The 23537-nt window shown below is 60.1% G+C and carries 19 protein-coding genes and 3 pseudogenes; 12 read left to right on the top strand and 10 right to left on the bottom strand.

The window, feature by feature from the left end; all coding sequences use genetic code 11:
- Positions 1-42: 42 nt before the first annotated feature.
- Positions 43-1209 carry an MFS transporter gene (locus tag ACA062_RS25360; protein WP_497453510.1) on the bottom strand — a complete coding sequence of 389 codons (1167 nt, stop codon included), beginning with the start codon at positions 1207-1209 and terminating at the stop codon, positions 43-45.
- Positions 1194-1793, bottom strand: a pseudogene (locus ACA062_RS25355) (IucA/IucC family protein); the annotation flags it as partial. The pseudogene ACA062_RS25355 and the gene ACA062_RS25360, both read right to left, overlap by 16 nt.
- A 119-nt stretch (positions 1794-1912) precedes the next feature.
- On the opposite strand from ACA062_RS25355, the pseudogene ACA062_RS25350 reads away from it, so the two are divergent.
- A pseudogene (locus ACA062_RS25350) lies at positions 1913-2302 on the top strand (5-oxoprolinase subunit B family protein); the annotation flags it as partial.
- Positions 2303-2361: 59 nt separating this feature from the next.
- Positions 2362-2733, top strand: a pseudogene (locus tag ACA062_RS25345) (5-oxoprolinase subunit C family protein); the annotation flags it as partial.
- 135 nt (positions 2734-2868) lie between these two features.
- On the opposite strand, the gene ACA062_RS25340 reads toward ACA062_RS25345, so the two are convergent.
- Both ACA062_RS25340 and ACA062_RS25335 read right to left on the bottom strand, forming a co-directional pair.
- The gene (locus ACA062_RS25340) at positions 2869-4047 is read right to left on the bottom strand and encodes a vWA domain-containing protein (protein WP_150797968.1); all 1179 of its coding nucleotides are present in this window, start codon (positions 4045-4047) and stop codon (positions 2869-2871) included.
- A 33-nt stretch (positions 4048-4080) separates the two neighbouring features.
- Complete coding sequence (locus tag ACA062_RS25335) at positions 4081-4926, bottom strand: AAA family ATPase (protein ID WP_497453509.1); 846 nt, start codon at positions 4924-4926, stop codon at positions 4081-4083.
- Positions 4927-5130: 204 nt separating this feature from the next.
- On the opposite strand from ACA062_RS25335, the gene ACA062_RS25330 reads away from it, so the two are divergent.
- Together ACA062_RS25330 and ACA062_RS25325 are read left to right on the top strand one after the other, a co-directional pair.
- Positions 5131-5361, top strand: coding sequence for a DUF4160 domain-containing protein (locus ACA062_RS25330; protein ID WP_497457496.1), 231 nt, complete (start codon positions 5131-5133; stop codon positions 5359-5361).
- The gene (locus tag ACA062_RS25325; RefSeq protein WP_497453508.1) at positions 5349-5849 is read left to right on the top strand and encodes a DUF2442 domain-containing protein; all 501 of its coding nucleotides are present in this window, start codon (positions 5349-5351) and stop codon (positions 5847-5849) included. The genes ACA062_RS25330 and ACA062_RS25325 overlap by 13 nt, the downstream gene beginning before the upstream one ends.
- Here the strand turns inward: ACA062_RS25325 and ACA062_RS25320 are convergent.
- On the bottom strand, positions 5846-6952 hold the full coding sequence (locus ACA062_RS25320) for a DUF748 domain-containing protein (RefSeq protein ID WP_497453507.1): 1107 nt from the start codon (positions 6950-6952) through the stop codon (positions 5846-5848). The two genes, ACA062_RS25325 and ACA062_RS25320, sit on opposite strands and share 4 nt — an antisense overlap.
- 96 nt (positions 6953-7048) lie before the next feature.
- Here ACA062_RS25320 and cysK point away from each other — a divergent pair, with 96 nt between their 5' ends.
- The 3 genes from cysK (at position 7049) to ACA062_RS25305 (ending at position 10628) form a co-directional block, all read left to right on the top strand.
- A complete protein-coding gene (gene cysK / locus ACA062_RS25315; protein ID WP_497453506.1) occupies positions 7049-8023 on the top strand; it encodes a cysteine synthase A in 975 nt (324 codons plus the stop codon).
- A 280-nt stretch (positions 8024-8303) separates the two neighbouring features.
- Positions 8304-9242: an aspartyl/asparaginyl beta-hydroxylase domain-containing protein gene (locus ACA062_RS25310; protein WP_497453505.1), complete on the top strand. Its 939-nt coding sequence runs from the start codon at positions 8304-8306 to the stop codon at positions 9240-9242.
- A 522-nt stretch (positions 9243-9764) separates the two neighbouring features.
- Positions 9765-10628: a DMT family transporter gene (locus tag ACA062_RS25305; RefSeq protein ID WP_497453504.1), complete on the top strand. Its 864-nt coding sequence runs from the start codon at positions 9765-9767 to the stop codon at positions 10626-10628.
- Between the two features lie 38 nt (positions 10629-10666).
- On the opposite strand, the gene ACA062_RS25300 is transcribed toward ACA062_RS25305, so the two are convergent.
- The 4 genes from ACA062_RS25300 to ACA062_RS25285 all read right to left on the bottom strand — a co-directional run bounded on the left by ACA062_RS25300 (position 10667) and on the right by ACA062_RS25285 (position 14804).
- A complete protein-coding gene (locus ACA062_RS25300) occupies positions 10667-11608 on the bottom strand; it encodes a LysR family transcriptional regulator (RefSeq protein WP_497438166.1) in 942 nt (313 codons plus the stop codon).
- A gap of 69 nt (positions 11609-11677) precedes the next feature.
- Positions 11678-13207 (bottom strand): tripartite tricarboxylate transporter permease, encoded by a 1530-nt coding sequence (locus ACA062_RS25295; RefSeq protein ID WP_497453503.1) that lies wholly within the window; start codon positions 13205-13207, stop codon positions 11678-11680.
- Positions 13204-13737, bottom strand: coding sequence for a tripartite tricarboxylate transporter TctB family protein (locus ACA062_RS25290; protein ID WP_497453502.1), 534 nt, complete (start codon positions 13735-13737; stop codon positions 13204-13206). Before ACA062_RS25290 ends, ACA062_RS25295 begins: the two co-directional genes overlap by 4 nt.
- A 53-nt stretch (positions 13738-13790) precedes the next feature.
- Positions 13791-14804, bottom strand: coding sequence for a Bug family tripartite tricarboxylate transporter substrate binding protein (locus ACA062_RS25285; protein ID WP_497438159.1), 1014 nt, complete (start codon positions 14802-14804; stop codon positions 13791-13793).
- Positions 14805-15279: 475 nt separating this feature from the next.
- Between ACA062_RS25285 and ACA062_RS25280 the strand changes: the two genes are divergently transcribed.
- The 5 genes from ACA062_RS25280 (at position 15280) to ACA062_RS25260 (ending at position 22447) form a co-directional block, all read left to right on the top strand.
- The gene (locus tag ACA062_RS25280; protein WP_497453501.1) at positions 15280-16236 is read left to right on the top strand and encodes an amidohydrolase family protein; all 957 of its coding nucleotides are present in this window, start codon (positions 15280-15282) and stop codon (positions 16234-16236) included.
- On the top strand, positions 16233-17237 hold the full coding sequence (locus ACA062_RS25275; RefSeq protein WP_497453500.1) for a 4-hydroxythreonine-4-phosphate dehydrogenase PdxA: 1005 nt from the start codon (positions 16233-16235) through the stop codon (positions 17235-17237). Before ACA062_RS25280 ends, ACA062_RS25275 begins: the two co-directional genes overlap by 4 nt.
- 1270 nt (positions 17238-18507) lie before the next feature.
- Complete coding sequence (locus ACA062_RS25270; protein WP_497453499.1) at positions 18508-19683, top strand: L-rhamnonate dehydratase; 1176 nt, start codon at positions 18508-18510, stop codon at positions 19681-19683.
- Positions 19684-19717: 34 nt separating this feature from the next.
- Positions 19718-20713: an AraD1 family protein gene (gene araD1, locus ACA062_RS25265; protein ID WP_497453498.1), complete on the top strand. Its 996-nt coding sequence runs from the start codon at positions 19718-19720 to the stop codon at positions 20711-20713.
- Between the two features lie 153 nt (positions 20714-20866).
- Positions 20867-22447, top strand: coding sequence for an aldehyde dehydrogenase (NADP(+)) (locus ACA062_RS25260; protein ID WP_497453497.1), 1581 nt, complete (start codon positions 20867-20869; stop codon positions 22445-22447).
- Positions 22448-22609: 162 nt separating this feature from the next.
- Here the strand turns inward: ACA062_RS25260 and ACA062_RS25255 are convergent, their stop codons facing one another.
- Positions 22610-23518, bottom strand: a complete 909-nt coding sequence (locus tag ACA062_RS25255; RefSeq protein ID WP_497453496.1) for a DMT family transporter — start codon at positions 23516-23518, stop codon at positions 22610-22612.
- Positions 23519-23537 lie beyond the last annotated feature (19 nt).

Raw genomic sequence — 23537 nt, 5'->3', positions numbered from 1 at the left:
GAAAGTAGTAGAAAACGCCTGGAGGCCAGGCGCTGAGGCGAATTAACGAATCCAGCGAATCCCTAGAGCGGCCAGTACGTAGGCCAGCACCACCAGCCAGAAGCTGTGGGCCAAACCGACCACGCCCATGCCGACGCCACCCACAACAACGCCCAGCAGAGCGCCGGCTTTGGCAGCGCTGTTGCCGAGGCCCAATGCAAAACCCTGTTGGTTTGAGGAAACGGTATTGGCGATCAGTACGTAGGCGACGGGAAGCAGCGCGCCTTGCCAGATGCCCCAGGCCAGCCGGGTGACGAGAAACCCCATCCATTCATTGGCCAGTGCTGTCGCGGCAAGCGTCAAGGCGCATAACCAGGCCACACCTTCAATAACGCGCAAGGTATGGGCTGGCTCCCAGCGGTCGAACAGGCGTCCCCACATTGGCGCGGATAGGGCCAGGGTCGCGGCACTTGCCGCGTAACTGGCGCCGATCAGCCAGTTAGGCGCTTGCAGAATGTTGGCGACGTACAGGGCGTAAAACGATTGCGGAATCATCTTTGCGGCCTGGATCAGCACGATGACCAGCAGGATTGTGCCGAGCCAGCCTTTTGGCAGGGACCCAGGCGTAGCAGATTGTTTGCTCGCCCCCCGCGCTTTGTCGGGTGGCAGGAATACGCTTGCTGACGCACACACCAGACAAATCACGGTCGCGCCATAACAGAGGAGGGCAAACCCCGAGATGTCCATCAATCCACCGCCCAGGATCGGGCCGACCAACGAACCTACAGCCGTCGCTGATTGCAAGCGGGCCAGGGTGTGACCGCGCCGGGCGTTGTCGCAGCATGCCAGCGCGTAGGCTTGCGCGGCCGCGAGAAATCCGGCCAGTGCGCCTTGCATCACGCGAATACCAACCAACAACCATGGGTCGCCAATGATGGCCGCCAACGCTTGACACAGTGCGAGTGCCAGCAGCGCCCGGATGATCATCGGTTTGTGCCCGGTACGATCCCCCAAACGGCCCCACACAGGCGTCATCAGTATGGCCGCGAGCATCGGGCCGGCGTAGACCAGCGCCGATAACAACGAGGTATAACCAGCACCCTCTGGCCCGAGAAGATGCTGGATCTGCAGGGGCCAGAACGGGCCGCTCATTTCCATGGCACCCATGGAAACGAACTGGATGATGATCAACAGTTGCAACGCGCGCCCGTCAGGCCAAGAGTGCCCCATTGCTCGAGCAGCAACGTTGGATGCTGCGAGGCGGAACCAGCTTTGAGCCACGCAAGCAGATTGTCATCGTGCTCGGTGTCAATTTGCTCTCTCAAGCGCTCGGTCCATCCGTGGTGAAACGCCAGGCATAAGGTGTCGTTGTGGAAGCTGTCATCCAACTCCTGGGCCAGGCGCTCGAGCACCTGGGGGGAGGCGGAGGGGGAAAAGTGAATGCTGAGGTGAGCGAGCAGTTCGCTGGGTATCTGAATTTTGTGAGGCATTTTGCCGGCGGGGAAAAGGACGACGTTGCCGCGCAAATCCCAACTGTCCATTCTTCCGCCAGACAAGTGATCAAAGCAAAGGTGCGCGTCAGGCCCGACAGGCAACCAACAGCGATCACTATTGTCGTAGGTGCAGACGTCGGTGGGGATCAGGTTTTCGCGAAACAGTGCCTGGATCAAGCGTTGGAAGCAGCGTTGGGCGGCGGGTTCACGCGCGTTGCTCAGATGGTCAAGGGTGATGCCATGAAACTGGAATGCTTCTGTGCCGAGTGCTTCGCTCCAGTGGGCGAGCAACTGCTGCTGAACTTGCGTGTAGGCGCGCATCGAGTTCGACTCCTGTCGACTGTCGTTTGGCTGAGCGCGCAAGGGTAATAGCTTGGAGAATAATGGTAATGAAGACGATTCCTGTTATCGCGTAGGACGCTTCCTGTTGCTCATTTGTCCTGTTGTCGCAGCGCAGCGGATTGGCGGTCGATGAGGTGATCCGCCGCCATAGCGAACGCGAATATCAGGTGTTCGCGTTGGGTTTTGCGCCGGGGTTCGCCTTCATGGGCCTGGTGGAAGAAGCGCTGGCGGCACCGCGCCTGGGCACTCCGCGTAAAAAGGTCGCGGCCGGCAGTGTCGGCATCGCCGAACGCCAGACGGCGGCTTACCCCGTGGTTTCGCCGGGTGGCTGGAACCTGATCGGCCGGACCCCGGCCAAATTGTTCGACCGCGAGCGCGACGGCTACAGCCTGATGCAACCGGGCGATACCGTGCGCTTTGAAGCCGTCAGCCATGCCGAGTTCATCAACCTGGGCGGTGACGACACACCACTGGAGGCGCAGGCATGAGCCGTCTATCGATAGAAGCGAGTACACCGTTGTGCCTGTTGCAGGACGCTGGCCGTTTCGGCGCGCAGATCGGTGAGTTCAGCGGGCAGAGTCTGTTCGACGCATTCAACAGCGTCTGGACCCTCGACAGCCGTGCCGATCGCATGGGCATTCGCTTGTTGGGAACGGCGTTGGAGTACCAGGGCAAACCCATGATTTCCGAAGGCATCCCGCTGGGCGCAGTCCAAGTGCCGCCGGACGGGCAGCCGATCGTGTTGCTCAATGATCGGCAAACCATCGGCGGGTATCCGCGGTTGGGGGCGTTGACGCCATTGGCGTTGGCGCGGCTGGCGCAGTGTTTGCCCGGGGCGACGGTGAGATTGAAGCCGGTGGTGCAGGAGGTGGCGCATCGGGAGCAGGTCGAATATTTGCGCAGGTTTTCAGGCCGCTAAAAGCATCGCGGGCAAGCCCGGCTCCCACAGGGGCTTGGGTGGTTCACATATTGTGTGAACGACATCAATACCTGTGGGAGCGGGGCTTGTCGGATCGCCGCACCGCCGCGATGGGGCCCTGAAGGACTGCGAAGATTATTTGGAAAGAAACCGCATCGCTTCTTCCAACCCCCGCAACGTCAGCGGGTACATCTGGTCGTCAATCAGCTCCCGCACAATGTTGGTCGACGAGGTATACCCCCAGGTATCTTTCGGATACGGGTTGATCCAGATGAGCTTCTTGTACTTCTCCTTGAAACGCTGCATCCACAGGTAACCGGCTTCTTCGTTCCAGTGTTCGACGCTCCCGCCGGCCTGGGTGATTTCGTAGGGCGCCATGGCGGCGTCGCCAATGAAGATCACTTTGTAGTCGGCGCCGTACTTGTGCAGCAGGTCCTGGGTCGAGGTGCGCTCGGAGGTGCGGCGCATGTTGTTCTTCCACACCGATTCATAAATGAAGTTGTGGAAGTAGAAGTACTCCAGGTGCTTGAACTCGGTCTTGCAGGCCGAGAACAATTCCTCGCAGATCTTTACGTGGGCGTCCATCGAGCCGCCGATGTCGAACAGCAGCAACAGCTTGACGGTGTTGCGCCGCTCCGGGCGCATCTGGATGTTCAGCAGCCCGGCATCGCGTGCGGTGTGGTCGATGGTGCCATCGATATCCAGCTCTTCCGCCGCACCCTGACGCGCGAATTTGCGCAGCCGGCGCAAAGCGACCTTGATATTGCGCGTGCCCAGTTCCACCGAGTCGTCGAGGTTCTTGTACTCGCGCTGATCCCAGACCTTGACCGCCTTGCCCTGGCGCTTGCCGGCATCGCCGACCCGAATGCCCTCCGGGTTGAAACCGCCGGAGCCGAATGGGCTGGTGCCACCGGTGCCGATCCATTTGTTGCCACCGGCATGGCGTTCCTTCTGTTCTTCCAGGCGTTTCTTGAATTCTTCGATCAACTTGTCCAGGCCGCCGAGGGACTGGATCTGCGCGCGCTCTTCATCGCTCAGGGAGCGTTCGAATTCCTTGCGCAACCAGTCTTCCGGGATCAAGGCCTGGAGGTGGTCGTCGAGTTTTTCCAGGCCATTGAAGTAGGCACCGAACGCGCGGTCGAACTTGTCGAAATGCTTTTCGTCCTTCACCAGGATCGCCCGGGACAGGTAATAGAACTCATCCATGTCGGCGAACGTCACCCGGTGTTTCAGCGCATTGATCAGGTCCAGCAGCTCGCGCACCGAGACCGGGACCTTGGCTGCGCGCATTTCATTGAACAGGTTGAGCAGCATGGCTATCGCCCTCTATCTGGTTAAACAGAGGGATCAGCGAGTGCCGCGACGGCTCATGAACGCCAGACGCTCAAGCAACTGCACGTCCTGTTCGTTCTTCACCAGGGCGCCGGCCAGCGGTGGAATGGCCTTGGTCGGATCGCGCTCGCGCAGCACCGCTTCGCCGATGTTGTCGGCCATCAGCAACTTCAGCCAGTCCACCAGTTCGGAGGTCGACGGCTTTTTCTTCAGGCCCGGCACCTTGCGCACGTCGAAAAACACATCCAGCGCTTCGCTGACCAGGTCCTTCTTGATGTTCGGGTAATGCACGTCGACGATCCGCTGCATCGTGACGCGATCCGGAAAGGCGATGTAGTGGAAGAAGCAGCGGCGCAGAAACGCGTCCGGCAGTTCTTTTTCGTTGTTGGAAGTAATGATGATGATCGGACGTTTTTTGGCCTTGATGGTCTCGTCGATCTCGTAAACGTAGAACTCCATCTTGTCGAGTTCTTGCAGCAGGTCGTTCGGGAACTCGATGTCGGCCTTGTCGATCTCGTCGATCAGCAGGATCACCCGCTCTTCGGCCTCGAAAGCCTCCCAGAGCTTGCCCTTTTTCAGGTAGTTGCGAACGTCGTGGACCCTTTCCGTGCCCAGTTGCGAATCGCGCAGGCGGCTGACCGCGTCATACTCGTACAGGCCCTGATGCGCCTTGGTGGTGGACTTGATGTGCCAGGTGATGAGCTTGGCGCCGAAGGACTCGGCCAGTTGCTCGGCGAGCATGGTCTTGCCGGTGCCCGGTTCGCCCTTGACCAGCAGCGGACGCTCCAGGGTAATGGCGGCGTTGACCGCCAGCTTCAGGTCATCGGTGGCAACGTAGGCCTGGGTGCCTTCGAACTTCATCTGCTAATCCTCGAACGTGAACGCCGACCTGAACGAGGCAGGGCGGGGCGCAATAATGTGTAGTACCCCGACTATAACGCGGCGCCCGGTCCACTGTGAACGCAGACGGCTTATTCAGTCTCTGAATGGGGCGTCACATCTTGACTCAGTCTCGGCGGCGGGCCAGTATTGAGCTATCGCCAATTTGGCGATAGCTTGCCCGGCATGTCTACTAAATATCGATTTCGCGATAAGTACCGCATCCAGTTGCGCGAGAAGGATCATCCTCCGCCCCATGTCCACCTCACCGGTGGCGGGCTGGATGTGATGGTGAGCCTGGAAGCCGTCGAAGTGATGATGGGCCAGGCGCCGCCGCTGATTATCAAGGAAGCGCTGCAGTGGGTAAGGGCTCATCAAGTGCAATTGTTGGAGGACTGGAAACGATGTTACCCATGAAACGACCGCGGCTGTCGGCCGTGCAGGCATTGCCGGCTTATCGCCTCGCGCTGACGTTTATCGACGGTCAGCAACTGACCCTCGATTTGAGTCGTGACCTGCGCGCCTATCCAGGCTTGCAGCCCTTGCTGGAGCCCGGCGCTTTCGAAGGGTCAACCCTGGGCGATGATGGCTGGAGCGTCGAGTGGCCTGAACTGGATATCCAGATTGGCGCCGATACGCTCTATCTGGATGCGCTTGCACAAAACGCCTCGGACGAAAACACCCGGATTTTCATCGATTGGCGCGCTCGCACCGGGTTACCGCTCAATCAGGCGGCCGAGGCGCTGGGCGTCAGCGCCCGAAGCATCACCCGCTACAGCAGTGGCCGTGAAGCTGTGCCGCGATCGTTAGCCCTGGCCTGCCTGGGCTGGGATTTTCTGCAGCAGCGAGACCCGGCGCGAGCGGCTGAAGAGACCGGTCGCTATACCGTCACGCGCAAACCTTAACCCGCGTCCGGCTTCGGCCGTTCATACCGGGCATTGAACGCCTGAATGAAACCATTACGTAAAATCTGCAAAAACGCCTGGAACGCGCTGATATCCTGCCGATGCACATTGCCGCTCAATTCAACGCGGGTGGCAAACTGGTTCTTGCCCTGGTTTTTCAGTACGGTTTCGGAGCCGCCGACGATGGCCTCCCAGATGGAGCGAAATATTCCTTTGTCCTTGTTCTCGACGTCTTGCTGCCAATTGAACACGTCCACGTCCTTCAGCAGCGGTTTGATGTAACCCGTCAATTTTGCCTTTTTGGCCTGCGCCTCGATCACCACATCGCCATGACCGGCGTTGAAATCGAACTTGCCATAGGCGGAGGCGAAGTCGTTCATGCGCTTGAGTTCGATGCCCCTGGCGCGCAGCCGGAATTCGAAGTCTTCGAAATTGCTCAGCGGGTCGAAGGTGGCGGTGGCTTCCAGGGGGGCATGTCCCAGCAACATCGCCTTGCCTTCGAAGCGAGCGTCGCGTTTTCCTTCGGTGTCGACCACGTTGGTCAGGTTATAGATGCTGGCGTCGACTTGGGTGGCGTTCATGTTGACCGGTGGTTTTGAATTGAAATTTCGAAAGCTGATCTTGCCGTCGTTGATGCGCACTTCGTTCAGGGTGATCGGCAGCAACTTGCCCAATTGCGCCCGCCAGTCGGTGCCCTGGCCGGTCTGGGAATTTTGCTTGTTGGCCCCGCCGTCGACGAAGTTCACTTCGGGATTGATGAACTGCACCTCGGCCACCACCGCGTGGTCGTACCAGAGCGAGTGCCAACTGACGGAGAGGTCGATCAGCGGTGCGTTGACGAAGGGCACCGGAACCTTGCCGTCGACCTTGACGATTTTCAGCCCGTTGATTTTATAGGCGCCGCGCCACAGGGCCAGGTCCACATCGACGATCTGGCCACGGTAGTCGCCCATGTCCGCCAGCTTGTCGTTCAGGTAGTTGCGCACCATGTAGGGCAGGGCGAAATGCAGGGCAATCAGCAGCACAACCAGGCCGGCTAGCGTCCACAGCGGCCAACGGTATCTCCGTTTCATGATGGCAAATCTCTGGCGATGTAAAGCCATTGACTGTTGTTGTAACCGGACGTTCGACTGACTGGACGACCACAGGCAACAGGCTTACCTTGGAGGGCTTATTCAACGCTGTACAAGGACCCAGCCATGAGCCGTATTTTCGCTGACAACGCCCATTCCATCGGCAATACGCCGCTGGTGCAGATCAACCGCATCGCCCCGCGCGGCGTGACCATCCTGGCCAAGATCGAAGGGCGCAACCCGGGTTATTCGGTCAAGTGCCGGATCGGCGCGAACATGATCTGGGACGCCGAAAGCTCCGGCAAACTCAAGGCAGGCATGACCATCGTCGAGCCGACCTCGGGCAATACCGGTATCGGCCTCGCGTTTGTTGCCGCAGCGCGTGGCTACAAGTTGATGCTGACCATGCCCTCCTCCATGAGTATCGAGCGCCGCAAAGTGCTCAAGGCGCTCGGCGCCGAGCTGGTCTTGACCGAACCGGCCAAGGGCATGAAAGGGGCGATCGAGAAGGCCGCTGAAATTGTTGCCAGCGCCCCGTCGTCCTATTTCATGCCCGCGCAGTTCGACAACCCGGCCAACCCGGCCATTCACGAGAAAACCACCGGCCCGGAAATCTGGAACGATACCGATGGTGCGGTCGACGTCGTGGTGGCTGGTGTCGGAACGGGGGGAACCATTACCGGGGTTTCGCGGTATATCAAGAATACCCAGGGCAAACCGATCATGTCGGTGGCCGTGGAGCCGATGGCGTCGCCGGTTATTACCCAGGCGCTGGCCGGTGAAGAGATCAAGCCGAGTCCGCACAAGATCCAGGGTATCGGGGCCGGTTTCGTGCCGAAGAACCTGGACCTGTCGATGGTCGATCGGGTCGAGCTGGTCAGTGATGAAGAGTCCAAGGCCATGGCCCTGCGTTTGATGCAGGAAGAAGGCATTTTATGCGGGATCTCTTCTGGCGCGGCGATGGCTGTGGCGGTCCGACTGGCGGAAACCCCGGAAATGCAGGGCAAGACCATCGTGGTAATCCTCCCCGATTCCGGCGAGCGCTACCTGTCGAGCATGCTGTTCAGTGATCTGTTTACGGAGCAGGAAAATCAGCAATAACTGAAAGATCAAAAGATCGCAGGCTGCGCCAATCCGGAAGATTCCGTAGGAGCTGCCGCAGGCTGCGATCTTTTGATCCTGTTTTTGATCTTGTGAAAGGCGGATGACTCAGGTCAGCCCCCGTTCAGGAGCCTTGTGTGAGTAGTGCTTTGTTGCAAATTCCTCAACACTGAATGTTGAGTTATGCGGGTTTTTCCTGCAGCCGGTAATGTTTATCATGCCGGCTGTCACGTCGGGTAAATGGCGTTGTGCAGAGTTGTCGACTATCAAGGAGCTGCTGATGACCTTTTCCCTTGCCGCGAAGGCGTCGCTGTTGCTGCTGTTTCTGGGCAGTACTCTTTACGTGCATTTGCGCGGCAAGGCGCGATTGCCGGTCCTGCGCCAGTTCGTCAACCACTCGGCCCTGTTCGCCCCCTACAACGCCTTGATGTACCTGTTCTCCAGCGTACCGTCCAGACCCTATCTGGACCGCAGCAAGTTCCCCGAACTGGATGTACTCAAGGACAACTGGGAAGTCATCCGCGACGAAGCGATGCACCTGTTCGACGAGGGCTACATCCGCGCTGCCGAAAAGAACAACGATGCGGGTTTCGGCTCGTTCTTCAAGAAGGGCTGGAAGCGCTTCTATCTCAAGTGGTATGACAAACCGCTGCCCTCGGCACAAACCCTGTGCCCGAAAACCGTGGCCCTGCTCAGTGGCATCCCCAACGTCAAAGGCGCCATGTTCGCCTTGCTGCCAGGCGGCAGTCACCTCAACCCGCACCGCGATCCGTTTGCCGGATCCCTGCGGTATCACTTGGGTCTGTCGACGCCGAACTCCGACGACTGCCGCATCTTCGTCGACGGTCAGATCTACGCCTGGCGTGACGGCGAGGACGTGATGTTCGACGAGACTTATGTGCACTGGGTCAAGAACGAAACCGAGAAGACCCGGGTCATCCTGTTCTGCGATGTCGAACGCCCATTGAGCAACCGCTTCATGACCCGTATCAATCGTTGGGTCAGTGGCTTCCTGGGGCGTGCCACCGCACCGCAGAACCTGGATGACGAACGTGTGGGCGGGATCAACCAGGCCTATGCCTGGAGCAAGAACTTCAGCGACAGCTTCAGTGGCGGGATCAAGCAGTGGAAGCGCCGTAACCCCAAGGCTTACCGCGTACTGCGGCCAGTGCTGGCGGTCGTGGTGCTGACGTTGTTGGGGTATTGGTTGTTCGGTTGATGCATATTCCCGAATAAAACACCGGTCCCCTGTAGGAGCGAGCTTGCTCGCGAAGTTCTCAAGGGCGACGCGCTCATTCAGGAGCTACGCGTCATCGTTAACGTCCATCGCGAGCAAGCTCGCTCCTACAGGGGATTGTTTTTCATCCGTTTGTTCAAGTCGTTGCAATGTCTGTCACTCGCTGGTTATAGTCGGCGCTCGGTGTTTCTCCAAACCACCTGTCCACCCCTCAAAAAAGATCAGCCCATGCCAGCTTCCCTCATCAATGCAGTAGTCGATTCAGCGGTCAACGCTGGCGTCGTACCGTGCGGGGATCAGCAGCCTGTGCAGATCAGTCACTACCCTCCACCTGTCAGTAGCACGCCGGTGTGCGCAGTCGTATCACCGCCGGGCGTTGGCGTTTCGGGCTGATCAGCTTTTCTCTGCTGCTCCCGTGCCCGTCCGAAAAAGCGCCCGCTTGAAAAAACTACTGGATTTCAGCTTCGGCTGAGTTGGCTTTTTGCCTGACTACAGGTGGCATTCATGTTTGTCCTTTCGAAAAAAACCGCGCTCGCGGCGGCATCCACGAGCCTGTTCGTCCTGCTGTGGAGCAGCGGGGCGATCTTCTCCAAATGGGGCCTGGCGCACGCGTCGCCCTTCGCATTTCTGCTGATTCGCTTCGCCATCGCGTTGTGCGGGCTGGTGCTGTTGATGCCATTGCTCAAACTGAAATTGCCCAAGGGCGGCAAACCGATGGCGTATGCAATGGCCACGGGCGTGGTGTTACTGGGCGCTTATCAGATTTTCTATCTGCTGGCCCTGGACCTGAAGGTCACGCCCGGCGTGATGGCAACCATCATGGGCGTGCAACCGATCCTCACCGTGGTGCTGATGGAGCGTCAGCGTTCGTGGAGCCGGATGTTCGGTCTGGCGCTGGGCCTGACCGGGTTGATCATGGTGGTTTACCAAGGCATCGGTCTGGCCGGCATGTCGCTGGCGGGCATGCTCTTCGGTTTGCTGGCACTGGCGAGCATGACCTTCGGCTCGATCATGCAAAAGCGCATCACCGACAATCCCCTCGGCACGCTGCCGGTGCAGTACCTCGCCGGGCTGTTGCTCTGCGGGATCTTCGTGCCGTTCCAGCCGTTTCATTTCGAACTCGGCAGCGGGTTCATCGTGCCGGTGTTGTGGATGGGACTGGTGGTGTCGGTGCTGGCGACTTTGCTGCTGTATCGGCTGATCGCCCGGGGTAACCTGGTGAATGTCACCAGTCTTTTCTACCTGGTGCCGGCGGTGACGGCGGTCATGGACTATCTGATTTTCGGCAATCGCCTGGCGGCCTTGAGCGTGCTCGGTATGTTGCTGATCATCGTGGGTCTGGTGTTCGTCTTCCGAAAAACTGTTTGAAGTAAAACCAGGCCCGGGGGCATGCGCTCCGGGCCTTTTTACTTGGCCTGCGCATGTTCGGCGCGCACTGAATTCATGAACGCCTGCATCGCCGACGATTGAATGCGATGCCGCCGGGTGATCAGCCCATAAGGGGGCAGCCGTGCTTCGAATTTGATCGGCAGCACCGCCAGCAGATCACGGCCAGGATAATCCTCGACCACCGACACCGGTGTCACACCGAGCATGTCGGTCTGTTGGACCAATGAGAGCAAAGTCATGATCGAGGTGGTTTCGACAATGCTGCTGGGGATATCGACCCGCGCATTGTGGAACACCTGATTGATGATCGCGCGCATCGGGCTTGGATGCTGTTGCAGCACCCAGGTCATGTTCTGCAACTCTGCCCAGCTCAGCTGCTTCTCCTGGGCCAAAGGATGTTGCGCGCCGGCAATCACACACAGGGCTTCTTCGCCGAGGCTGTCGAAGAGCAATTCTTCGGCCCGTGCGCCGGCTGGAATCCTGCCCAATACGATGTCCAGTTGATCCTGCAGCAAGGCCTGCACCAGCACGTCGCTGGTATCGACCTGGATGCTCATCGACAACCGTGGATGGCTTTTTTTCAAGGTTGCGATGGTCCGGGTCAACAGCCCCGAAGCCAGCGCCGGAATCGCGCCGACCGCGACCCGCCCAAGGTTGCCGGATTCAAGCGCAACCAGTTCCTCGCGCATGCCGCTGATTTCGGCGAACACCATGCGCGCGTAGTAAGTCACGGTTTCCCCGAAGGGGGTAGGGCGCATGCCCCGGGGCAGCCGCTCGAAGAGTTCCACACCCAGCAAGTCCTCGGCTTCGTGCAGCATCTTGGTCGCCGCCGGTTGGGTCATGCCGATGTGGTCGGCGGCGCGGCGCAACGAGCCGAATTCCTGCAACGCCAGCATCAGCCGTAGCTGGCGCAGACGCAGTCGACTGTGGATCACATTGGCAACGGGAATTCGGGTCATGGCCGCGCTCGCGAAAAAGGACTGCGGCAAGCCTGACAACAAATGTCAGGCGTTGCCAGCATTGCTGTGTCACAGCACCGATTTTGGCTTGGCGATGTTCGGTTTGCGCAGCCCCAGCAGGGCTTGCAGCGTTTTGGAGATCAGCGGCCAGAACAGCATCAGCAGTGCCGCCGTGGTCAGGCTGCCCACCAACCCATTCGACCAGAAGATCCCGATCTGACCGTCGGAGAACAGCATCGACTGACGGAAAGCGTCTTCAGCCTTGTCCCCCAACACCGCGGCCAACACCAGCGGCGCGATCGGGTAACCGAGCTTCTTGAACAGATAACCCAGCGCGCCGAAGCCAAGCATCAGCACCACGTCGAAGAACGAGTTGTGCACCGAGTAGGCCCCGATGGCGCAGACCATGATGATGATCGGCGCAATGATCGAGAACGGTATGCGCAGGATCGAAGCGAACAGCGGCACGGTGGCCAGCACCACGATCAGGCTCACCACGTTGCCCAGGTACATGCTCGCGATCAGGCCCCAGACGAAGTCATGTTGTTCGACGAACAGCGTCGGGCCAGGGTGCAGGCCCCAGATCATCAACCCGCCGAGCATGACGGCGGCGGTAGCTGAACCTGGGATGCCCAAGGTCAGCATTGGCAGCAGAGCGCTGGTCCCGGCGGCGTGGTCAGCGGTTTCGGGGGCGATCACGCCTTCGAGTTCACCTTTGCCGAAGTTCTCGCGGTTTTTCGAGAAACGTCGCGCCAGGCTGTAGCTCATGAACGATGCCGCGGTCGGACCGCCAGGCGTGATGCCCATCCAGCACCCGACCAGGGTGCTGCGCACAATGGTCCACCAGTAACGCGGCAACTTGGCCCAGGTGCGCAGGATGATCATCGGTGTGATGCGTGCATGCTCGCCACGGAACACCAGGCCTTCCTCGACCGTGCAGAGGATTTCGCCAATGCCGAACAGGCCGATGACCGCCACTTCAAAGCTGATGCCGGTCATCAGGGCCGGCTGGTCGAAGGTCAGGCGCAGGTTGCCCGAGACCGTGTCCATGCCGACCGCGGCCATGGCGAAACCGATCATCATCGCCACCACGGTTTTCAGCGGCGGGTTCTTGCTCATGCCGATGAAGGTGCAGAACGCCAACAGGTACACCGCGAAGAATTCCGGCGAACTGAAGGACATGGCGAAAGCGGCAATCCGCGTCGACAGGAATGTCAGCAGCAAGACCCCGGCCAGCGCCCCGATCAGCGCCGAACTGAAGGCGGCTGTCAGCGCTTCGGCGGCGCGGCCTTCGCGGGCCATCGGATAGCCGTCGAAGGTGGTCGCCACCGATGAGGGCTCTCCGGGAATGTTGAACAGGATCGAGGTGATCGAGCCGCCGAACAGCGCGCCCCAATACATGCACGACAGCAGAATGATCGCCGACACCGGCGACATGGTGAACGTCAGCGGCAGCAGCAACGCCACGCCATTGGGGGCGCCGAGGCCAGGCAATACGCCGACCAGAATGCCCAGCAGCACACCGATCACCATCAGGCCGATATGGCCGGGGGTGAGGATCAGGTTCATGCCTTGCAGCAGGGAATCGAACTCGCTCATTTGAAATGTCTCCCGGCCAGGGCAATCCAGTCGCCCAGCGGGCCAGCATCCAGCGGGACCTTGAACCACAGTGCGAAAATCAGGTAGCTGGCGAGGACTGCACCGAGGGATACCGTGGCGATCATCAACTTGCCATAAGGTTTGACGCGGGTTTTGTCATGCCACATGAACCAGGCGATAAAGCAGGCCGAGGCCACATAAATACCGGTGAACGGCATGGCCGCGATGAACAGCGCAATCGGGATGAACACCGACAGCACTTGCCTGAACGCAGGGCGGCTGACGAAAGAAATGCTCAGCGCTTTCCAGCGCACCAGGGTCAACACGCCGTTGCCCACACTCGCGGCGCTCAACAGCAGGCCGATGTAAAAAGGGAAGTAACCCGGCTCGGGGCCGGAATCGCCCCAGCCGATACCCTGTTCGACGCTGCCGAACATCACCACCACGCCGATCAGCGCGGTGAAGAGTGTCAGACCGAGTTCGACCCAGCGGGTACCGACCAGTGCCGGTGAATCCGAAGAATGGGACATGAAAACACCTCCAGCAGGTGACGGCCGTGCGCAGGCGGACGGCCGGGGACAACTCAGTTTTTCAGCCAGCCGGCTTCCTTGAACACCGGCGTGACGCGTGCGGTGTCCTTTTCAATGTAGGCGGTCAGTGGCTCGCCTTCGAGGAAGGTCGGTACCAGTGCGTTCTGCTTGACGTAGGCCTTGAACTCCGGAGTCTCGGTGACTTTGCGCATCAACTCGACATAGAACGCGCGTTGTTCGGCGGTGACTTCGCCGGGCATGAACACGGTGCGCGGGAAGCGGTACTGGTCGATGCCCAGGCCTTGTTCGTGGCAGGTCGGAACGTCGGCCCAGGATTTATCGCCGGCGACTTTCTCGGTGTAGCTCATGCGCTCCTTGCTGAACACGCAGAGCGGCTCGACCTGGTCGCCACGCCATTGGCTGATGCTTTCGCTGGGATTGTTGACGTTGGCGGCGATGTGCTTGCCGGCCAGTTGGGTCGCGGCTTCACTGCCGCTCTTGAACGGGATGTACACCAGTTTGCTGTTGTTGGTCTGGTTCAGCAGCAGGGTCAGGGTCTGGTCGACATCCTTGGACTGACTGCCGCCCATGCGCATTTTCGACGGATCGGCCTTGGCTGCTTCGTAGAAGCCCTTGGCATCTTTCCACGGTGCGTCCTTGTAGCTCCAGAGAATGAAGTCATCCTCGGCCACGGCCGCTACCGGAGTGAGTTCCTGCCATTGATAGCCGAGCTTGGACACCAGCGGCAACAGGTAGATGTTGTTGGTGCCAATCACCAGTTTTTCCGGGTCGCCCTTGTTCATTTTCAGGTCGAGAAAGGCTTCGGCGCCATTGCCGCCGCCCTTGTTCAGGACGATGGTATTCACCTCAAGGAACTTGTGCGTGGTGATGATCGACTGGATCAGTCGGCCGAGTTGGTCGGTACCGCCACCGGGACCGCCAGCGACGACGATTTCGACGTTCTTGTCCGGCTGCCAGGCGTGAGCCAGGGCGGGAAGGACACCTGCGGCGACCAGTGTGCAGCCAAGAGCCAGACGGGATGTGCGACGGACGAATGCATTTCGCATGGAAGGGCCTCGTTTTTGTAGTTGTTATGAGTGACTTGTCGGTGGTTGAGCTGCAAGCCTGGAGTGAGTGTGGGAAGGCGTCGCTTCCACGTCTAGTCAAAACAATACATACGCCGATAGCCTGGGGTTATAGGTTGCCGCGCCGAAAATCGCATACATCGCCAGGACCATTGCGCCAGAGCCATTTGAGTAGCAAGTAGGTCCAGGTGCAATACCCTGTAAGCCCCCTCAAAGCAGGGCATGACATAACCCAAGGCTATCGCCTTATTTCAAGTTTTGATTGGACGGTTATCACTGAGGCTTCGATAGTGCTCGCCAGTACCGCCATCAAGCGGTGTATTGCACCCCGAAAAATAATAAATCGAGGTACGCACCATGGCCCGTCCCAGTGCTTCCCCGCATTCGCCTGGTGCAGGTCTCCAGCCGACGGCTGCGGCGACATCGCCAGCGATCATCAACCTCCACGAGGTGCCTCATGGGTGAGCTTTGGAGTGGGCCGATCATCGACGCCCATCATCACTTCTGGGACCCGTCGATCAATGACCATCCCTGGTTGGCGCCCGAGGCCAATATCCCGTTTCGCTACGGTGATTACAGTGCGATCAAGCGTCGGTATCTGCCTGACGATTACTTCAACGATACCGGGCCCCATCAGGTCGTGAAAACGGTGTACGTCGAGACCGAATGGAACCCGCGCGACCCGATCGGCGAAACCCGTTTCATCGAGCAACTGGCCGCGCGCTACGGCGTACCGAACGCGATCGTCGCGCAAGCCTGGCTCGATCACCCGGACGCCCTCGAGGTACTGGCCGAGCAAGCACGCTACAAGTGTGTGCGCAGCGTTCGGCATAAACCCGGTGGCCCGTCCACGCCCGCGCAGGTGGGTCATGTCCGCAGCCTGATGAGTGATGAGCGTTGGCGGCGCAGTTACGCCACGCTGCAAGGGCTGGGGCTGCATTTCGATTTGCAGACGCCCTGGTGGAACTTGCACGAAGCCGAAAGGCTGGCCCGGGATTTTCCTGGTACCACGCTGATTCTCAACCACGCCGGGCTGCCGAGCGACCGCAGCGCTGAAGGCCTCGCCGGCTGGCGCCTGGCGATGGCGCGCCTGGCGCAATGGCCTAACGTGCAAGTGAAAATCTCTGGCCTCGGTCAGGCGGGACAAGCGTGGCGTACCAAGGACAATACCTGGATCGTGCGCGAAGTGATCGCGATGTTCGGCCCCGCTCGAGTGATGTTCGCCAGCAACTTTCCAGTGGACAGCCTGTGCGGCTCGTTCAATGACATCTACAACGGTTTCAAATCCATCGTTGCTGATCTGCCACTGGCGGACCAGGAGCGACTGTTCTACAGCAACGCGCAGCGGGTTTATCGTTGCGAGCCTGGCGCCATCGACCGGCCATCGCCTGAACCAATGAGGAGTGAAGTATGAACAAGACAACCATCGCCATGGTCCTGGGTGACCCGGCGGGCATCGGCCCGGAACTGATCGCGCGCCTGCTCGGCGAACCCGAGGTGCGCAGCCAGGCCAATGTGATTTTGATCGCTGAGGAGGCGGAGATGCGGCGCGGCATGCGCATTGCCGGGAAAGAATTTCCTTACCGTCGTGTTGAATCCCTGGATCAGCTGGATTTTCGCGATGACACGCCGCTGTTCTATGACTTTCGCGGTGACACCATTGGCGAATTTGCGCGCAGTGAAGCCAGTGTCATCGGTGGCCGATACAGTCTCGATACCCTGGAAAAAGCCCTGCGCCTGACCGAAGCCGGTACTACCGATGCGGTGCTGTTCGGCCCGCTGAACAAGACTTCGCTGCACATGGCCGGCATGGCCCATAGCGACGAGCTGCACTGGTTCGCCGAGCTGCTGGATTTCCACGGGCCATTCTGCGAATTCAACGTGCTCGACAATCTCTGGACGTCCCGGGTGACGTCCCACGTGGCCCTGGCAGATGTACCAGGCATGCTCACTCAAACGCGGGTGGTGGAGGCGATCCAGTTGATCGACACGGCTCTCAAGCGTAACGGCCTGACAAAACCGCGCATCGGTGTGTGTGGGTTGAATCCGCACAACGGCGACAACGGCTCGTTCGGTCGCGAAGAGCTGGACATCATCGGCCCTGCAGTGCGCTTGGCTCAGGCGTTGGGGATTGCAGCCGAAGGGCCGTATCCGGGCGACACGATTTTCCTCAAAGTGCAGGGCGACTCCAGTGCCTTCGACGCGGTGGTGACCATGTATCACGACCAGGGACAGATCGCGATCAAGCTGATGGGCTTCTCCCGTGGGGTGACGGTGCAGGGCGGGTTGCCGATTCCGATTACCACGCCGGCCCACGGCACCGCGTTCGATATCGCGGGGCAGGGCAAGGCCAACGTCGGCGCCATCCGCCAGGCATTCGAAATCGCCTGCCGGATGGGGGCCAATAGCTACTGAAACCCGGCCTCTGAAAAAACATAAATCCTTTGTCCACCATGGACCCTGTGGGAGCGGGCTTGCCCGCGATGGCGGTAGTTCAGTCACATTGATAGTGACTGTCAGACCGCTATCGCGAGCAAGCTCGCTCCCACAGAGATTGATGGTGTCACTCGATTTTTGTGATCAACGCAAAACCCTGTAGGAGCTGGCTTGCCAGCGAAGACGGCCTGACAGACACACATGAGGTGACTGTCACACCGCTATCGCGAGCAAGCTCGCTCCCACAGGGATTGATGGTGTCACTCGATTTTTGTGATCAACGCAAAACCCTGTAGGAGCTGGCTTGCCAGCGAAGACGGCCTGACAGACACACATGAGGTGACTGTCACACCGCTATCGCGAGCAAGCTCGCTCCCACAGGGATTGATGGTGTTGCTCGATTTTGTGATCAACGCAAAACCTTGTAGGAGCTGGCTTGCCAGCGAAGACGGCCTGACAGACACACATGAGGTGGCTGTCAGACCGCTATCGCGAGCAAGCTCGCTCCCACAGGGATTGATGGTGTTGCTCGATTTTGTGATCAATGCAAAACCTTGTAGGAGCTGGCTTGCCAGCGAAGACGGCCTGACAGACACACATGGGGTGGCTGTCAGACCGCTATCGCGAGCAAGCTCGCTCCCACAGGGATTGATGGTGTTGCTCGATTTTTTGATCAATGCAAAACCTTGTAGGAGCTGGCTTGCCAGCGAAGACGGCCTGACAGACACACATGAGGTGGCTGTCAGACCGCTATCGCGAGCAAGCTCGCTCCCACAGAGATTGATGGTGTCACTCGATTTTTGTGATCAACGCAAAACCTTGTAGGAGCTGGCTTGCCAGCGAAGACGGCCTGACAGACACACATGAGGTGGCTGTCAGACCGCTATCGCGAGCAAGCTCGCTCCCACAGGGATTGATGGTGTTGCTCGATTTTGTGATCAATGCAAAACCTTGTAGGAGCTGGCTTGCCAGCGAAGACGGCCTGACAGACACACATGGGGTGGCTGTCAGACCGCTTTCGCTGGCAAGCCAGCTCCTGTTTTTTTGTGTGATACCTGATAACCCGATCTACCTGATAACCGGTTTTTGCTATCACCCCTGGTTATCGATGGATGTGCATAAGTGATTATCCGCAGCCCCTCGGCGCTGGCTAAAGTCGCTCCATCGAATGCCCGGACCGGCCCACACGAGCGGCTCTGCGCAGCGACCCGACAACTACAAAAAGCCGGCAGCGCAAGGAACTGTATTCATGAAAATCAAAGCCATCCGTACCCGCGTTTTCGAGTGGAAAGGCAAAGTCGTCCCCCCTCAAGCGCACTTCTGCACCAACGCCAGCGACATCCTGTTCGAGCGCGGCGACGCCATGGGCTCGTTCCGTTTTCATGGCTGGCTGGTGGTGGAAGTCGAGACCGACACCGGTCTGGTCGGCATCGGTAACTGCGCCCTGGCGCCGCGTGTGGCCAAGGAAATCATCGACACCTACCTGGCACCGATCGCCATTGGCGAAGACCCGTTCGACAACGAATACATCTGGCAGAAAATGTACCGTCAGAGCCACGCTTGGGGCCGCAAAGGCATCGGCATGGCGGCGATCTCGGCGATCGACATCGCCATCTGGGACATCATGGGCAAAGCCGTGAACAAGCCGGTGTTCAAACTGCTTGGCGGGCGCACCAAGGAAAAGATCTGGACCTACGCCTCCAAGCTCTACGCCAACGACAACCTCGACCTGTTCCTCGAAGAAGCCCAGGGCTATCTGAACCAGGGTTTCACCGCGCTGAAAATGCGTTTCGGCTATGGACCGAAAGACGGCCCGGCGGGCATGCGCAAAAACATCGAACAAGTGCGGGCGCTGCGTGAGCTGGCCGGCCCGGACATCGACATCATGCTCGAATGCTACATGGGCTGGACCCTGGAGTACGCCCGGCGCATGTTGCCCAAACTCGCCGAGTTCGAACCACGCTGGCTCGAAGAACCGGTGATCGCCGATGACATCGAGGGCTACATCGAGCTGAAAAAAATGGGGATCATGCCGATCTCCGGCGGCGAACATGAATTCACCTCCTACGGCTTCAAGGACCTGCTGGAACGTCGCGCCATCGACGTGATCCAGTACGACACCAACCGCGTCGGCGGCATCACCGCCGCGCGCAAGATCAACGCCATGGCCGAAGCCTGGTCGGTGCCGGTGATCCCGCACGCCGGGCAGATGCACAACTACCACCTGACCATGTCCACCACCGCCTCGCCAATGGCCGAGTTCTTCCCGGTGTACGACGTCGAAGTCGGCAACGAACTCTTCTACTACGTGTTCAAGGGCGAGCCACAACCGGTCAACGGCTACATCCAGCTCGACGACAACACGCCGGGCCTGGGCCTGGAAATCTCCGATGAGTACTTGAGCGACTTCAACATCATCGAGTGATCCCACAAATCCACGACTTTCTGGAGGGCCGGACATGCGCCTGATTCAATTTGAAAACACTGCCGGGGAGCGCCAGGTCGGTCTCGTCGAGGGTTCCCAGGTCCAGGTAGTGCGCGCCACCCGCAGCACCCGTGAACTGGCACTCGCGGCCATTCGCGCCGGGCACAGCCTGCAAGAACAAGTCGCCCTGCGCGGCACCGCGCCGGGCCCGGATTACGCGCAGTTGCTACAACAGGGCCACGTCCTGCCGCCGCTGGACCATGAAGACCCGGCCCATTGCCTGATCAGCGGCACCGGCCTGACTCACCTGGGCAGCGCCTCGGCACGGGACAAGATGCACCAGCAGGACGGTGCGGTCGAAGCCGGTATGACCGACACCATGCGCATCTTCAAATGGGGCCTGGAGGGCGGAAAACCAGCGGCCGGTCAGGTCGGTGCGCAGCCGGAATGGTTCTACAAGGGCGACGGCAGCATCGTCGTGCGCCCCGGCGCGGACTTTCCGGTGCCGCCGTTTGCCGAAGATGCCGGCGAAGAACCGGAGCTCACCGGGCTCTACGTGATCGGCGACGACAGCCAGCCGTATCGCCTCGGTTTTGCCCTGGGCAACGAGTTCTCCGACCATGTAATGGAGCGGCGCAATTACCTGTACCTCGCCCATTCGAAACTGCGCTATTGCGCCTATGGCCCGGAGCTGCGCGTCGGTGAATTGCCCAGGCACCTGGCGGGCACCAGCCGCATCACGCGCAACGGCGAAACCCTCTGGGAACAGGAGTTTCTCAGCGGCGAAGACAACATGTGCCACAGCCTCGCGAACCTCGAATTCCACCACTTCAAATACGCGCAGTTCCTGCGCCCGGGCGATGTCCACGTGCATTACTTCGGCACCGCCACGCTGTCGTTTGCCGACGGGGTGAAAACCCAGCCGGGGGATCGCTTCCAGATCAGCCTCGATGAGTTCGGCGCAGCGCTGGAAAACGGCATCGGCGAAAGCGCCCAGCCGTTGGCCATCGGCCAGGTTCGTGCGCTCTAAAGCAAGGGATCGGGAAACACCGACGAACCTGTAGGAGCTGGCTTGCCAGCGATTGGCCTCCAAGCCTTGCGCCATCCTGGTGGACGCTATCGCCAGTAAGCCGCTCCTACAGGTCGCATACCCGTTTCTACACAATCGATCAGGAAACGCCTCATGACCACGCTACTTGGACACAACTACATAGGCGGCAAGCGCAGCGCCAACGGCACGGTGCAATTGCAAAGTCTCGATGCGACTACCAGTGAGCCGCTGCCCGGTATCTTCTTCCAGGCGACCGAGGCCGAAGTCGATGCGGCCGCCAACGCCGCCGCGGCTGCCTACCCGATCTACCGCAACCTCAGCGCGGAAAAACGTGCGCTGTTCCTCGACACCATTGCCGATGAAATCGATGCCTTGGGCGATGATTTCGTCGCGACCGTATGCCGCGAAACCGCGTTGCCGGCCGGGCGCATTCAGGGTGAGCGCGCACGCACCAGCAGCCAGATGCGCCTGTTCGCCAAGGTTCTGCGTCGTGGCGATTTCTACGGCGCGCGGATTGATCGGGCACTGCCGGATCGTCAGCCGTTGCCGCGTCCGGATCTGCGTCAGTACCGCATCGCTCTAGGGCCGGTCGCGGTGTTCGGCGCGAGTAACTTTCCGCTGGCATTTTCCACCGCCGGCGGTGATACCGCTTCCGCGCTGGCCGCCGGTTGCCCGGTGGTGTTCAAGGCGCACAGCGGCCACATGGCTACTGCCGAATGGGTGGCGGATGCGATCATCCGCGCTGCCGAGCGCAGCGAAATGCCGGCCGGCGTATTCAACATGATCTACGGCGCTGGCGTCGGCGAATGGCTGGTCAAGCACCCGGCGATTCAGGCCGTGGGTTTTACCGGCTCGCTCAAGGGCGGCGATGCCCTGAGTCAGATGGCCGCGTCCCGGCCGCAGCCAATCCCGGTGTTCGCCGAGATGTCGAGCATCAACCCGGTGTTCCTGCTGCCCGAAGCCCTCGCGGTGCGTGGCGAGCAGATCGCCGCGCAACTGGCCGGTTCGGTGACATTGGGTTGCGGTCAGTTCTGCACCAATCCGGGGCTGGTGATCGGCCTGCGCTCTCCACAGTTCAGCACCTTTGTCGAAACGTTTTGCGCGAGCATGAACCAGCAACCGCCGCAGACCATGCTCAACGCCGGCGCGCTGGTCAGCTACGGCAAAGGCCTGGGCGAGCTGCACGAACATCCGGGGCTGACGCATCTGGCGGGCAAGCCACAACTGGGCAATCAGGCTCAACCGCAGGTGTTCCAGGCGGATGCCAGTCTGTTGCTCAAGGGCGATGAACTGCTTCAGGACGAGGTTTTCGGACCGACCACCATCATCGTTGAAGTCGCGGACCGGACGCAGCTGACGGCGGCGCTGCGTGGCTTGCGCGGGCAACTGACGGCGACGCTGATTGGCGAAGCCTTGGAGCTGCTGGAGTATCGCTGGCTGGCCGAGTTGCTGCAGGAAAAGGTCGGGCGGATTTTGCTCAATGGTTATCCGACCGGGGTCGAGGTGTGCGAGGCGATGGTGCATGGCGGGCCGTACCCGGCGACGTCGGATTCGCGCGGGACGTCGGTGGGGACCCTGGCGATCGACCGCTTCCTGCGGCCAGTGTGCTTCCAGAATTATCCGGATGCCTTGTTGCCGGAGGCGTTGCAGGATGCTAATCCGCTGGGGATTCGGCGGTTGGTGGATGGGGAGGTGAGCCAACTGGCTTTGTAGTTGTCTGGGCCGACGCCATCGCGGCGGTGCGGCGATCCGACAAGCCCGCTCCCACAGGGTTGGGCATTGCTCACAGAATTTGTGTACGACACAAATCACTGTGGGAGCGGGCTTGTCGGATCGCCGCACCGCCGCGATGGCGTCATTCGCAACACCACATCACTACCGGGAAGTCACTTCAGCCACCTTCACCACCGCCGGCTTCAACACCAACCACAACGCCGCTGCAATCAACACCCCGCCATAGATATGCGCCATCGACAACGGCTCATCCAGCAACAACGCCCCCCACAACACCCCGAACGGTGGAATCAGGAAGGTCGTGGTCATCGACTTCACCGGCCCGACCGAGCTGAGCAGGCGGAAGTAAACAATGTACGCCAACGCGGTACATACCAGCCCCAACCCCAGCAACGACAGCCAGACACTCCAGCCGCCCCAGCTCGCCGGCGGTTGGCTGATCACGCTGTAGCCAAACAGTGGCAGCAACAACAGCGTCGCACCCAGCATGCTGCCCAGCGCCGAAAGACGACTGTCGAGACCGCCGGCCTGGTCGAGCCAGCGGCGTGCAAGGAACCCGGCGAAACCGTAGCAGGTGGTGGCGAGCAGGCAGGCGAGGGCGCCCATCAACAGGTCCATGTCGAACGCCACCGGCCCGGCCCGGGTCAGGATGCCGACGCCGAACAGGCCGAGCATTACCCCGCCGAGTTTGGCTGCGGTGAGTTTTTCATGAAAGAACAGACCGCCGATCAACACTCCCATCAGCGGCGTCGTGGCATTGAAAATCGCCGAATAACCGGCCGGCAGCACTTGGGCGGCGACGGAATAAAGGGTCGCGGGAATCCCGGAGTTGATCATCCCCAGCAGCATCACCGTCTTGAGTTTGCCCTTGAAGTCCCAGCTGATGCGCATCAGGCCCAGGATCACCAGCAACCCGGCTGCCGCAATCGACACGCGGAAAAAAGCCGTGGGAACCGTGCCGATCACGGGGGCGATGATGCGCATGAACAGGAAGCTCGCCCCCCAAATGGCGGCAAGTGCCAGCAAACGCAGAGTATCGACGAGGTTCACAGCGGTTTCCTTCCATGAT

This window comes from Pseudomonas sp. LBUM1679 (assembly GCF_059695565.1).
Note: the sequence above shows the minus strand (reverse complement) of the source record. Positions and strands in the feature narration are given on the sequence as shown.